General features: G+C 57.5%; 19 protein-coding genes. 2 read left to right on the forward strand and 17 right to left on the reverse strand.

Annotated features, from left to right (window positions below; translation table 11 throughout):
• Positions 1-232 precede the first annotated feature (232 nt).
• Entirely contained in the window at positions 233-541 is a 309-nt protein-coding gene (locus ACRESD_RS23595; protein WP_431753110.1) for a hypothetical protein, read from the reverse strand.
• A 256-nt stretch (positions 542-797) separates the two neighbouring features.
• Here ACRESD_RS23595 and ACRESD_RS23600 point away from each other — a divergent pair, with 256 nt between their 5' ends.
• Complete coding sequence (locus tag ACRESD_RS23600) at positions 798-1,028, forward strand: hypothetical protein (protein WP_431753111.1); 231 nt, start codon at positions 798-800, stop codon at positions 1,026-1,028.
• Here the strand turns inward: ACRESD_RS23600 and ACRESD_RS23605 are convergent.
• The 6 genes from ACRESD_RS23605 to ACRESD_RS23630 all read right to left on the reverse strand — a co-directional run bounded on the left by ACRESD_RS23605 (position 1,025) and on the right by ACRESD_RS23630 (position 6,578).
• Positions 1,025-3,109 (reverse strand): DNA cytosine methyltransferase, encoded by a 2,085-nt coding sequence (locus ACRESD_RS23605; protein WP_431753112.1) that lies wholly within the window; start codon positions 3,107-3,109, stop codon positions 1,025-1,027. The two genes, ACRESD_RS23600 and ACRESD_RS23605, sit on opposite strands and share 4 nt — an antisense overlap.
• A gap of 55 nt (positions 3,110-3,164) precedes the next feature.
• Positions 3,165-3,413, reverse strand: coding sequence for a hypothetical protein (locus ACRESD_RS23610; protein ID WP_431753113.1), 249 nt, complete (start codon positions 3,411-3,413; stop codon positions 3,165-3,167).
• A gap of 81 nt (positions 3,414-3,494) precedes the next feature.
• On the reverse strand, positions 3,495-4,013 hold the full coding sequence (locus ACRESD_RS23615) for a hypothetical protein (protein WP_431753114.1): 519 nt from the start codon (positions 4,011-4,013) through the stop codon (positions 3,495-3,497).
• Positions 4,010-4,627, reverse strand: a complete 618-nt coding sequence (locus ACRESD_RS23620) for a lambda exonuclease family protein (RefSeq protein ID WP_431753115.1) — start codon at positions 4,625-4,627, stop codon at positions 4,010-4,012. The genes ACRESD_RS23615 and ACRESD_RS23620 overlap by 4 nt, the downstream gene beginning before the upstream one ends.
• A gap of 3 nt (positions 4,628-4,630) precedes the next feature.
• A complete protein-coding gene (locus ACRESD_RS23625; protein WP_431753116.1) occupies positions 4,631-5,407 on the reverse strand; it encodes an ERF family protein in 777 nt (258 codons plus the stop codon).
• Between the two features lie 7 nt (positions 5,408-5,414).
• A complete protein-coding gene (locus ACRESD_RS23630; RefSeq protein ID WP_431753117.1) occupies positions 5,415-6,578 on the reverse strand; it encodes a hypothetical protein in 1,164 nt (387 codons plus the stop codon).
• Between the two features lie 125 nt (positions 6,579-6,703).
• Here ACRESD_RS23630 and ykgO point away from each other — a divergent pair, with 125 nt between their 5' ends.
• Entirely contained in the window at positions 6,704-6,859 is a 156-nt protein-coding gene (ykgO, locus tag ACRESD_RS23635) for a type B 50S ribosomal protein L36 (RefSeq protein ID WP_017255737.1), read from the forward strand.
• Here the strand turns inward: ykgO and ACRESD_RS23640 are convergent, their stop codons facing one another.
• The 10 genes from ACRESD_RS23640 to ACRESD_RS23685 form a co-directional block, all read right to left on the reverse strand.
• The gene (locus ACRESD_RS23640; protein ID WP_431753118.1) at positions 6,860-7,051 is read right to left on the reverse strand and encodes a hypothetical protein; all 192 of its coding nucleotides are present in this window, start codon (positions 7,049-7,051) and stop codon (positions 6,860-6,862) included.
• Positions 7,048-7,233, reverse strand: coding sequence for a hypothetical protein (locus tag ACRESD_RS23645; RefSeq protein ID WP_431753119.1), 186 nt, complete (start codon positions 7,231-7,233; stop codon positions 7,048-7,050). Before ACRESD_RS23645 ends, ACRESD_RS23640 begins: the two co-directional genes overlap by 4 nt.
• Positions 7,230-7,658 (reverse strand): hypothetical protein, encoded by a 429-nt coding sequence (locus tag ACRESD_RS23650; protein WP_431753120.1) that lies wholly within the window; start codon positions 7,656-7,658, stop codon positions 7,230-7,232. Before ACRESD_RS23650 ends, ACRESD_RS23645 begins: the two co-directional genes overlap by 4 nt.
• A 21-nt stretch (positions 7,659-7,679) precedes the next feature.
• Positions 7,680-7,976: a hypothetical protein gene (locus tag ACRESD_RS23655; protein WP_431753121.1), complete on the reverse strand. Its 297-nt coding sequence runs from the start codon at positions 7,974-7,976 to the stop codon at positions 7,680-7,682.
• Positions 7,977-8,537: 561 nt separating this feature from the next.
• Complete coding sequence (locus tag ACRESD_RS23660; protein WP_431753122.1) at positions 8,538-8,798, reverse strand: hypothetical protein; 261 nt, start codon at positions 8,796-8,798, stop codon at positions 8,538-8,540.
• A gap of 73 nt (positions 8,799-8,871) precedes the next feature.
• On the reverse strand, positions 8,872-9,144 hold the full coding sequence (locus tag ACRESD_RS23665; protein ID WP_431753123.1) for a hypothetical protein: 273 nt from the start codon (positions 9,142-9,144) through the stop codon (positions 8,872-8,874).
• A 454-nt stretch (positions 9,145-9,598) separates the two neighbouring features.
• A complete protein-coding gene (locus ACRESD_RS23670; protein ID WP_431753124.1) occupies positions 9,599-9,850 on the reverse strand; it encodes a DUF1654 domain-containing protein in 252 nt (83 codons plus the stop codon).
• Positions 9,851-10,024: 174 nt separating this feature from the next.
• A complete protein-coding gene (locus ACRESD_RS23675) occupies positions 10,025-10,240 on the reverse strand; it encodes a hypothetical protein (RefSeq protein WP_431753125.1) in 216 nt (71 codons plus the stop codon).
• Positions 10,241-10,352: 112 nt separating this feature from the next.
• A complete protein-coding gene (locus ACRESD_RS23680) occupies positions 10,353-10,829 on the reverse strand; it encodes a hemerythrin domain-containing protein (RefSeq protein WP_431753126.1) in 477 nt (158 codons plus the stop codon).
• A 665-nt stretch (positions 10,830-11,494) separates the two neighbouring features.
• Positions 11,495-11,729: hypothetical protein (locus ACRESD_RS23685; protein WP_431753127.1), on the reverse strand; the 235-nt coding region annotated here is incomplete at its 5' end.

Below are 11,729 nucleotides of genomic sequence, written 5' to 3' on the forward strand. Positions count from 1 at the left end.
CTCATAAATCACCTCAAATCAGTTGTGCCAGTGCCAGCAGGCACCAGCGGTGGGCGGGGAGATGGGCTATCACTCGCACCTCAATGCATCCTCAAAGGACTCAACTGCGGCATCAGCTCGGCACCCACCCAGGCGGAAATAAAGCGCCCAGTCGTGAACCGCATCCCAGCAAGCCTCTGGCCTGCCGAGGTTTAGCCACATGCGCTTTATGGTCGCCATGAATTGCTCGTGCTCACTCATTGCCACCACCCTCTACCGGTTTGAGTGAGCCAATCGGCGTGAGCTGGAGACTGATTTGGCTCAGCAGGTGCTGCCAGCCCTCGTTGTCGTTCTCGCCCACTTCGAACTCCGCAGCCTTGCGCAAAAGCCCAAGCAATTCGTCGTTCCATTGATCGGCGTCGGTCAGGCGCTGTTGCAGGGCGTCACGCTCGGCGACAGCGCGGTCATAAGCCCAGTCCTTCACAACGCAGGTGTCGTCCTGATGCCCGCCTTTCTGAACCAATCGGCTTGGGTCGATCCAGTACCGCTCTACTTCGGGCATAGATATTTCCTTGCCGGGCCATGCCCGGGCGGTGGAGTGGGGAAGACTTGTAGGAGGCGTGACTACAAGCGGCGGGTATACAACCGGATATGTCGTGAGATCAGAATCAGTGGCACCTCAACTAAGCGGTGCTGAAAATGAAACGACTGACCGACTGGATAAACCTGATAACTGCAATCCTTCGTCTAATCGCCGCCATCATCCGAATTGGCTGGCTTTGAGCTACGATGGCGCCTTCCTACAAGCGGACAGGCCCATGACCAAGCACGATATTTACGATGAGATAGAAGGTTTTCAGGTCTGGAACTACATGGAGTGCGACAAGGACGAGGAAGGCCGGGAGACCTGGCGTATCAACGTCGAGGTAAAGCGTGGTGGTGAAGTCGTGGTGCCGGTTGTTGCGGGTGAGCGAACCTATGTTGACCGTGGCCTGGCACAGGTAGCCGGGCGCGAGCTTGGATCCAGGCTTATTGCTGAAGGCGTTTAAGCCGCAACGGCCTGACGCTCAGCCACCCGCCATGGGTCATTGGCTCGTGCTAGAGCTGCCATCGGTGGCGGACTGACGCTATTGCCGCACATGTGCACCTGCTGGGTGATGGTGAAGGGTTTGCCGTCGGCGCCGTGGGTGATGTGGTAATCCACTGGGAAGCCCTGGGCTTTGTACAGTTCCGCTGGCTTGAGCATCCGCAGGCAGATATCGACGATCACGTAGGGCGTGCCCTGAACCATCACCGTTACCAATGCCAAGCGGTCCTTGGTGGTGATGGTTGGTGCTGGTGCATCGCAGGTGCTGACGTTCTCGGTGCCGTAGTAGCTGATCAGAAAGGCAGCAACGCGCAGGGCGCCGGCTTCGTGTTCAGGCGACAGCTTGAGCGATACCAGGGAACTCTTGCCGCCTCCACCGGCTGTGATGGTCGGAGCCGGATCGTCCAGGCCTTGGCCAACGCTGCCGCCGAATGCGCGCTCCATGAATGCACTGACCAGTCCGTGGTGCTGGCCGCCGGCGCTGACGGTGTGCAGCGGGTCGTTTACGTCGCGTGCATCGCAGTTGCCGCGCAAGTGCACCAGGTTCGCCACCGCCAGTTGCTGCTGGCTGCCGGTGTTTGTGACCGTCGTCATGGGTTCGTGCATACCCTTGGCGTGCACGGTGTTGAACCCGCCGTTGGCCTGGATCATCACCGCAGTACTGATGGACTGGCCGCCGCCGCTGGCGGTGATGGTGCCGATTGGGCCGCAGATATCGTTCACTCCGTGGGAGCGGCGTTTGGTTGCGCCTGCCCCCTCGCCGTGGCCGGCCTGGACTATGCAGGCTGATGCAACCGCGCGGTGGCTCCGGGTCATCAGCGTTCCCATTGGCTGGTCTGCCGACACTGGGTGCCCGGCGTACACCGGGCCGCCGGCCCCAACCATCACCGGGCTGATCAGCGTCAGCTCGCCGCGATTCGCGCAGGTCACCGTCGGCAGTGGGTCGAGCGGGTCATTGATGCGGTCACTGCCTTGATGCGTTGCCGGTGCGATCACTGGGCTCACCACCGAGAAGGCGCCGCCCTTTGGGTAGGACGTGATTGTGCGCAGAGGCTCGCCGGCGGACTGCACCGACTCGCCCGACCAGTTCGCGATAGGCACAATGAAAGGCGCCGGATTGTCGATGACAAACTTCTTCATGCCCTTGCGAATGCGACTCAGGGTGGCCTCGGCCAGGTCTTTCTTGCGGCCGAAGATGCTCTTGCCCAGGTCGGTGAAGTCGATGCAGTCGGCGGCGGTCTTGTATTTCTGCTGGCCCTTGACCGGGTTCTTAGCGTGGGTTGGCTCAGGCCACACCACCGGACGGCCGTCGCACCGAGCGATCATAAACAGCCGCTCACGGCTGGTCGGCGCGCCGAAGTCGCACGCCTTGATCACCTTCCACTCGACGACGTAGCCCATGCCTTCCAGCAGGGCCACGAAACGGCGCCAGGTGCGGCCGCGTTGTTTCGGGTCAGGCACCAGGAACTGGTTAGATACCGGAACTTGTTCACCAGGGGAGGCAATCCGGTTGGTGGTCTTTCCTTTCTTGGTTGGGTGCGGAACCTGGTCCAAGGTCACCACCCGACCGGTTTCCTTGTCGCGCTTAGCGATCAGTCGGCCCCATTGCAGGATCTGCTTCACGTTCTCCAGGCTGATCACCCGTGGGCGCTTCTTTCCTCCCCACTTGAGGCCGATCCACGACAGGTTGCGGATCTCGCGCTTTCGCGGTTGACCGCCGGCAGCCTGGCTGTGGTGTGTGCAGTCCGGGGACATGTGGAACCAGCCCACGGCCTTGCCGCCGCACTCGGTGTCCGGATCACCCTCAAACACGTCGGTGGTGAAGTGCTTCGCGCCTGGGTGATTCACGGTGTGCATGCTGATCGCTTGCGGGCTGTGGTTTTTCGCCACATTTACAGTGCGGCCCAGGCCCATTTCCAGCCCGGTACCGGCGCCACCGCCACCGCAGAAGAAGTCGACAACGATCTCGTCGTCCTGAGGGTTGAAGCCAAGTCCATACTGGGTTTTGAAATCGAAGGGATGTTTCTTCTGGTGAGCGGACATAGTTGATCCTCGCCAGGGTGGCGTGATTGGTTATTTGGGTTGTCACGACGGCATGTCACGCAATGCGAATATGCGCAGCCAGTTGCTCGTCGGTCATGCGGTCTGCCCCGCGAATGAATCGAGAAATTAGGTCTTGCTCTTCGTCGATCTCGGTCCTGGCCATGACCCGTTTCAGCGCTGCGTCATCGCTGTGATAAAGCTTCGTGACAATCTGTCGTGACAGCAGGGCGGCCTCTTTTTCCGCCTGGGTCATCTTGTCCCGTTCGCGCTGGTCGCGTTTTCGTTCTGTGGGAGTCTTGGCCATGGCCTACCTCTTCTATTCCGCTGGCCGGCAGTGCGAGCCAGGTTTGACGTTTGCGTTGCTGGGTGCGGGCTACAGATCGCTTCAAGCTTTCATCTTCCCGTTCCGCAGGTTGAACGGCAGCGCCGGGAAAACGATGTTGTAGTCCTTGAGCAGGCGGTGGAATTTCTCGTAGCACATGCCTGTTTGCTTCATGACCTGCGACCGGTTGAGCCCTACATCGCGCAGGGCGATGATCCGTTCGACCGCTGGACCGTCAGCGGACTTGTGGCCCTGGTTCGTGGTGTAGCCGCGCTTGAACTTGAAACCCATGCGGGTTGCCATGCGCTTCAGGTCGCGCTCACTGAGGTGAAACGTCTTCATGGCCTCGGTGATAGTGAGCGTTGGCGCTGCTGCCGCAACCTTGGATTCCAGGGAAGGGTTGGGATCGGCCCGCGAGCCATCCTTAGCCTTTCCGTTGAACATCGTGCCGAAGTCAGCATCACGCACCTGCATCGGTAGTGTTTCAAGGGTGTCACGGCCTTCAAATTCGGCCATGGCGCGGGCTATCCAGTCGCGGTCTACATCCTTTTGGCGGATGGTGCTGAGTTCCGGGCTGATCATGCTGCGATCCCCAAGACCCGATTCATCCGGTCATCCAAGATTTCGTAGAAGGTTCTGACCCGCTCCGACAACTTGCGAATCATCGCTTCGTCCCGGTAGGCGCGCTTGATGAACAGCGGCATGCCGGGCCAGTAGCACACAAAGTCGATCCACTCGCGCTCCGACACCCACAGGCCGCCCTGGCACTGGGCGACGTGTTCCTTGGGGATGTCGCCGGAAAGGATCACCTCGACCTGGAATTTCGGAAGCTTGGTTTTGATTTCCGTCAGGCCCTTGACGCCCACCAGTGAGTCAGGCGAATAGCCGGCGCCGTGGTTGAGGATGATCGCCACCTGGTTGGTTTCAACTTCTTCGCGCTGCTCGTACAGCTTGCGGGCAACACCTTCCAGTTCGTGGCCGCGCTCGGTGTGACGGTTGCCCGTGAATGGGTCGGCAGCCTCACCGGTGATGCGCTCGCCGATCAGCGTGTTCATGTAGGTGAACGCTCCGGCGCCGAATCCTGACTCGCCCTTGCCGTTAACCAGCAAGCATTCCAGCTCAGAGCAGGTGACGATACCCAGGCGCAGCGCAAGCCACTCAGGCGAGCCCTGCTCAACTTCTGTAATGATTTGCATGACTTACTCCTGCGGCCGGCTGGCGGCTTTGCTGATTCGAGCCGAGACGGCATCGAATTCGGATTTGAATACGTTGGCGGCACAGCCGTACTTGGCTTTGAAGTTGTCTTGGAGTACCTGGCTGCACTTCTGCAGCAGAGCGTCGAGTTGGGCTGCTTGCCCAGCAGTGATGACAGGATCAGGCGCTGGTTCAGGACCGGCACCATTTCCGTCGTCATCTTCGTTGGTGAGAACGACGTTGAAAATCATCATTGTTAGATAGCGCCGGGCGTAGCTGAAGGTAGACCCCGCTGCATGAACGCCGGTCTTGTTCACGCTGCCCTTGATGCCCGCTGAGTCGATAGGAAGATCTACGTGATATGTCTTCGTGTGCCCCGCCTCATGCATGCAGTCGCATACAGTGCGGATATGTCCTACCAGGGGGCTATCGCCAGTTCCAAATGACAGCGAAAAACCGTGAATCGTGTAGACCGGGGAAATCTTGCGATCAATCGACTCAAGCGCCGCATAGGCGCTGCTCGTTTGTGCGTTGAACTTGTCGCGAAATACCGGGCCAATTTCTGCTTGTGCCCGAACCATGGCGGCGTTGAAGGCTGCCGCCGCCGTACGATCCGTGTGGCGCTCGTACATCTCCATCATCTTCTGCATTTTGTCTGCATCGAATGCCGGGTCGGTCGCGGCCCGCTGGATCATTGTCAGCATCGCGGTTGATTCGTTGGTGGCCGCCGGACTGGCGACCTGCCGAGTCTCGGTGCGCTCGGCCAGGGCTGAATTAGTCATGGAAACCTCAGAAATTTATGGTGACGTTCGGCACTTCGCCGCGGGCGATCTTGAGGACGATGGCCTTGGCCAGCTCTTCGCTGATGTTCATGCCGATCAAGGCCTGCTTGGCTTCGCCCAGGATTTTCGACTTGTGCGCTACGTCGGCCTGGCGCTCCTGCTGCTGGCGCAGGATTTCGTCGGCTGCTGCGTTGGCGCGGGCAATCTCGTCTTGGCGTGCCTGTTCAACTGCTGCCGCTTGGCGCTCGGCGGCGGCAACACGTTCTTGCTCGGCGCGCTGCTCGGCGGCGATGCGGTTGGCTTCAGCCTGTGCCGCAGCTGCGCGGGCCTGTTCGGCCTGCAACTCCAGCTGCAGGCGCTGGCGTTCGGCGGCTGACTCGGCGTCCAGCGCTGCCTGCACGGCGGCGCGCTGAGTGGCGGCGGCCTGGTCCAGCAGCTCCTGTTCGCGGCGTGCTGCGGCATCACGTTCGGCCTGGGCCTGTTGCTCGGCCTGGAGGCGGGCTTGCTCAGCGGCAACCCGGGCAATCTCTGCATCGCGCTCGCGCTGGGCCTGAGCTTCAGCTTCGGCGCGCAACCGGACCAGTTCGGCCTGTTCGGTTTCATATTTCTGGCGGGCGGCGAGGGTGGCGCGCAGCTTGTCCAGAACCTGATCCTTGGTGCGGGCGGCTTCAGCCTCGAACTCTTCCCAGTGCTCGCCCATCTTCACCGCCTCTACCGAGGCGATAGACTCAAGCAGCACCGCGGCATTGATGTCCGACAGATCCAGGGAAAAATCCGCAATTGCCTGTACGGCATCGACGTGCCGATCCTTGCGAGCCTGTTCGGCGGCTTCCCAATCAGTCAGCGGCTTGCGAACCTCCTCTTGCCAAGCGCTCAGCAGCTCACGAACGCGCTTGCGCTCGGCGTCGATCTTCTTCGGTACATCCTTCAGCTCTGCAACAAGCTCTTTGCCCAGGCTGTCGAGTTTCGTTTTTGATCCCGCCAGGCTGTAAGCAATCGAGCGATACGCGTCTTGGCCCTTCTTGGTTTTAACATCAGGTGCCGAGGCGTTGAATTTGTCGATTTCTTCACGGACGCTCTGCAGGTATGGGTCCAGGCCGTTGGGAGCGCTGAATACTGCCAGGGCTACTTCTTTAGCTGGCAGGATCGCTAGTTGCTGTTCTGCGGACATGGGGATTCCTTGCCGCGATGCTCGCAGCGATGAAAGGGGGGTAGGGGAAATAAGAGTTGATAAACGTTCTTATTCGTATTTAAGATACGTAATAACGTATCAACTCACCGCAAGGAGCCTCACCGATGAAAGTGCTGTCCTCACTGAAAGAAGCGAAAAACCGTCACCGTGACTGCCAGATCGTGAAGCGCCGGGGCCGGATCTACGTGATCTGTAAATCCAATCCGAAATTTAAAGCGCGGCAGGGCAGCGCGAAAAACAAGAACAAGGGCAAAGGCTGATCAGCTTTGCTGCTCAACTCGGTAGCGCAGAACCTGGAGGACGCGACCGCCGTAACCAGGCTCTGCGTATTGCTCAACTGGCGCGCCGAAGAATCCGCGGCGCTCGGCCAGGCTGTAGGCCTCACGAAGGTTGTGAGCGCTGATATCTTCGAGCTGTTCCTCTATCAATGATTTAACCGGTTCTGTAGTCATGCTGCCTCCTTGCGCGCGACCTTGTTGAGGCGTGCGCAGTAGTGGTCGAATTCCTTGAGAGTGAGGGATTGATCAACGAGGAACTGGGTGATCATCCGCTGAACAATTACGGCCTCTTCTTGCGTGCTCGTGGCATGCGTGAGGCTTTCGAGCGCGTCGTCGATCAGGATGTGGGCGCTCACCATCCAACCCTCCGCTCAAGTTCGTCTTGTTGTTCCTGAAGCAGAACGGCTTTGGATGCGTGCGGCTTGAGCAGGCTTGCAGCAATTTCCTTGCGGGCTGTTTTAGAGCCGAGAAGGTAGATAGCCAGATCAAACATCTGTCCGCCGCTACCGAAGTTTGCCGCAACCGCCAGGAGTTGGCCGAAGGCGTCTATCTTGTCTTCACCATCTATCTGACGCCGATTGGCATGGTCTTGAAGGGCTTTGAAGTATTCGGCCTGAGTCACCGAGCCCTTGTCTGCCTTCTCGTAGCCCCATTCGATCCGATAGCCGAGCATCAGCCGCTCGGCATTCGTGTCGATCCACTCAACCTCGGATGGGCTTTCGCTCACTGGAGGCGGCATGCGGTTATCGAACTCAAATTGAGCTTTTCGTTGTGCGCTCATGGCGACCTCCAGTGTTTGGGGTTAGGCGGTGGCTTTGGCTGCGATAAGTTGCTTGGCCTCTACCTCTTCGTCGAATGACAGAAGGTGAGGCGCTGCTAGGTAAAGGTTGAGTAATCGTTCGTTTTCATCCGTTGACCATGTCTGGTCGGCTAAGCGTTCCTCGTTGCACTTGGCATAAGCCAAAAGAGCCGACTCGATAACGCCACTCATGGTTCTGCGCTGGATACGACCCATTACGTCGAGCATGTACTTAGCGCGAGGGCTGATTCGAACGCCAATTTGGGCGCTCCTGGTTTTTACGCCAACCTTCTTGGCCATGACTCTCTCCATTCGTTGGTTCACCTGTATTCGTCAACACTCCTTCCTCCCGCTGGTTGCCGATGGGTGCGGGGGAGGAGTGCTGACGTAATAGAGGTGGGGAAGTGGGGCAGATGGCCGGAGCTGATCCCGGCATGGCTATTAGCGGCCTTAGTGACACCGGAGTTTCACCGGGGCGAAGGTTTCAGCCGCTTATTCTTGGACTCGCCGTGGCCATCTGGGCGCTTACTCACTCTACCGGCCACGATTCCCGCGATCCCTCAGGTCTTACACTTTCCCGTCAGCCCGGGCATTCATCTGCTTGTTGCGGTGATGCAGGTGGGCGGTTATAGGCCGCGATTTCGTCCGCATCGGGGTGTGATCTAGCCGGTGCTGATCTCCGACTTCTTAGTCTTGTTGCTCTAAAGACTTTTAAACGGCGTCTTTTCAAGAGTTTCCCGAGCAACCGGGGCTGCTGTAGCCGCTATCAACGCATCAGCCTGCGTATTCAGATCACACCCCGATGCGCTCTCATAGAGAGGATCGGGCAGTTAACGTCATGCTGACGTTGGCGCTGGTTGATCAGCCGATGATGATCGGATCTGAAATGAAATCGTTGAGTGCCTGCTTCTGAGCGTCATCACTATCGAGGAACCGAATCAGGTGCGGCACCACCGTGTCGACTTTGCCGTCAGGGAATTCAACGATCGCCATCGTGTAGTTTCCAGGACCGCTTTCAAACTCATCGTAGCCAGAACCCCAGCCGTGAAACTTGCCTTCGCGGTCATCATCAAGCCCTTCGAGCCTCCGTCCGAGCGAGTCATGGATGGCCTTCATCGTCATTACTGGTCGCATCGTCTTGCCCTCGGTTGTTTTCCCGCTGCACCCGTCACCAGGTGCATCAGGAAAAGGTCCGTCAGTCGTCGTCGCTCGCTTCGATCATCTTTTCGATGTCGGCGGCGACTGGCTTCTTCCAGTTTTTGATCTGCCCTGTCTCCAGATCGATGTTCAGGATCAGGTAGTCGCCGTAGTGCTGGCCGGGGAAGAAGTCCGGCACGTAGCCTTCATAGCTGCCGACTTCTTCCCCCTGAGCGTCTTTCAGGCCCGCCGCGAACCCGTCGCGGACCTTGATGTGCAGGTGCAGCTCAGTCACATCGACCTGCACCGTTTTCTGCTGATTGATTTGCATGCTGCTGTCTCCGGGTTGATTTCCCGTCAGGCCCTCTTGCGAAGGCCTGCCAGTGAAATCTGTTGTCTCCACCACGCGCATCGCCCGATTCATATCTCTGGCCGGCGTCACACATTTCATGGACGGTGTTCTTCGCCGGCTGGCTTACGTGGTTTCGCGTACTCACATCTGGTGAGTACGTCCAGTTCCAGAGCTGGCATGGGGATCGAATTTGTTTTTCGCGCTGTTCGCCGTATTGGCGATGCCTCAAGGGCTTCCCGTTTCCGGGGATCGATCCGCGAAGATTTCAGACTGTTAAAGAGCGGTGCGGCTTTCGCTGCCGGCCGGCTGTGTTCGTTGCTGGCTTGAGATGAATTTAAGCAAGCTGAAATTAATGTGTCAAGCATGCTGAATAATAAAATTCAGAATACTGAAATTAATAGGCGACAAAAAGCCCGCTCAATGGCGGGCTCATTTATGCGTCGCAGTATTCACGCCAGCCAATCCTGACGACGCCGTCTTCCAGATGCTCAATCCTTATGCCAGCGGTCTCGCCGATGTCTTGAATGACCTGGTGCCAGGCTTCAGGGCTTTCGTTTTCGCGCCTGGATACCTCAACCAGCTGAATCCTCTGTACTCGAGGGGAGGCAATCAATCTTTGCAGGCGATGGCCGACAAGTTCGTAGGAATTCCGTGGTTTGGATACGGGGCAGGGTGCCTGAATCATGCTTCGCTCCTTGCGAATACTGTATGTGTATACAGTATTGATGCTGACACATATTGGCAAGAGGCTAGCAAGAAGCTTCATGCATAAATGCATATTTCGCTTGGCAATGTGTTTTCGGTAGGCATGAAAAAGCCCACTCAGTGGCGGGCTATGGTTTTAGATTGGGGGAGGGCGTCAATCCGGCTCTTGCGCTTTCAGCCTGGCCAACCCCTGCTTGATGTGCCCGGCATTTTCGCCAATCGCGTGCAGTGCGCCACGGACGTTCTCGTCTACATGCAATCCTTCCCGGTCCTTGACCCATAGAGATAACTCCATGATGGCTGCTTCCAGGGCGAGCTGGTTCTCGTAGATTCGTTCAAGCATATCGGGGAGGGAGTAGGGCGCAGACATCTTCACGGCTCCAAGGGGAAGGTAGCCAGAAGCGTAGCAGGGGGAGTAGAAACAAGAAGCCCGGCGCAGGGCCGGGCTTCTGATTTCGATGAATCGCTGTGCATGCGTACGTTTAGGCTGCAAGCTTGGAGGCGCTTAGGTTCTTTTTCAGCGATGCCTTTAACTCCAGCATCTGCTCGCCAAGCTGGTCCAACTTCGACTTGCTCAGCAGCTTCTTGGCTTTGGGAAACATGTCAGTTTCCTCTTCCTCAATGTGATGCTCGAGCAATTCCTTCACCACTTTCACACGCCCAGCAAATTCCGGAGTGGTGGGGTCGGTCGCTTTCAGGTCGGGAAGCACGAGTGAGTCGACAGTCCGGTGTTCTTCCTTGGCCTCGAAATACATCTCGGCCTCATCCTTTCCGCCGGCGGCTTTGAAAGCAGGGTAGAGGATCTGCTCCTCCAGCTGAGTGTGGATGGTGATTTCCATCTCCAGCTTATCGAGAAGATCAGTACGCTTCTTCACTGCGCGGTCCGTCGACTCGCTCAGTTGGGTCAAAATGGCTTTTACTTTTTCATGGTCGGTTTTGAGAAGGTCGATGGCGTTCATTTGCTACCTCGCTATCACGGATTATTTTTGCCGATCTGCGTCGGCGACTTCCGCTTAGCTATCGCATTTGCCATGCCAGCTTTCAAAAAACACGAAATCACTTAGATCTCAGAGTCTTAGAGTTTTTGATGGCGATGTGCAGCTATGCATAACGCCCGAATGCGATTTTTGAATATTGCAGATAGCGAGAAACGCTAGCTCTGTGGCGGGATATGGATTCAGATCGGGGAGGGAGAAAGTGGGTGGCCTGCCGATACGACTGGGGTAAGTAACGCTGTCACCGCAAGGCTATGCGTTGAAAAACCTGCCTGGATATAACCATCTCCTCAAGAATTTCCCTGACAAGCCTATTGATGCCAGCTTCGCCATGATATTGGCGGCGATCTATATTCACAGCCGTGAACTGGTCACCCTCCGACCCCGTCACGTCAATGGACATTGTGTTATCCGCACTGATCGAGCAGAAGACTGTGCAGTTCGGCAGGCGGGTAGCGAGAACAGTCTCGATCTCGGCTCGACTAAGCGTGTCCATACGTCCTCTGAGCTCATGTGATGAGGATTGAGCCTAGACCCTTTGGAGAAGTTGTAAAGATGTCAAATTGACCATCTTGCAGCAGGCTGAGGGGAGGGCTGAAACAAGAAGCCCGGCGCTGGGCCGGGCTTAATCACTTAACGGGAGCTGGTGGTTCCGCAGCCTTTGGTGTCTCAAGCGACTTTTGCTGGGCTTGAATTTGCTCAAGAAGCTGTCTGGTTTCGGTCGCTTGCTGTTTTGCCTCTTGCACCAGTGCTGAGGTTTCTCTTCCAGAATCAAATGCCGTGAAAGAAAGTCCCACGACAGCGACGATGGTGCCAACCATGACGGCGGTTGCAGACCAGATATTCGCCTTCATACTCTTGATA

Origin of the sequence: Pseudomonas sp. (genome assembly GCF_050739995.1) — a bacterium.
Classification (GTDB): domain Bacteria; phylum Pseudomonadota; class Gammaproteobacteria; order Pseudomonadales; family Pseudomonadaceae; genus Aquipseudomonas.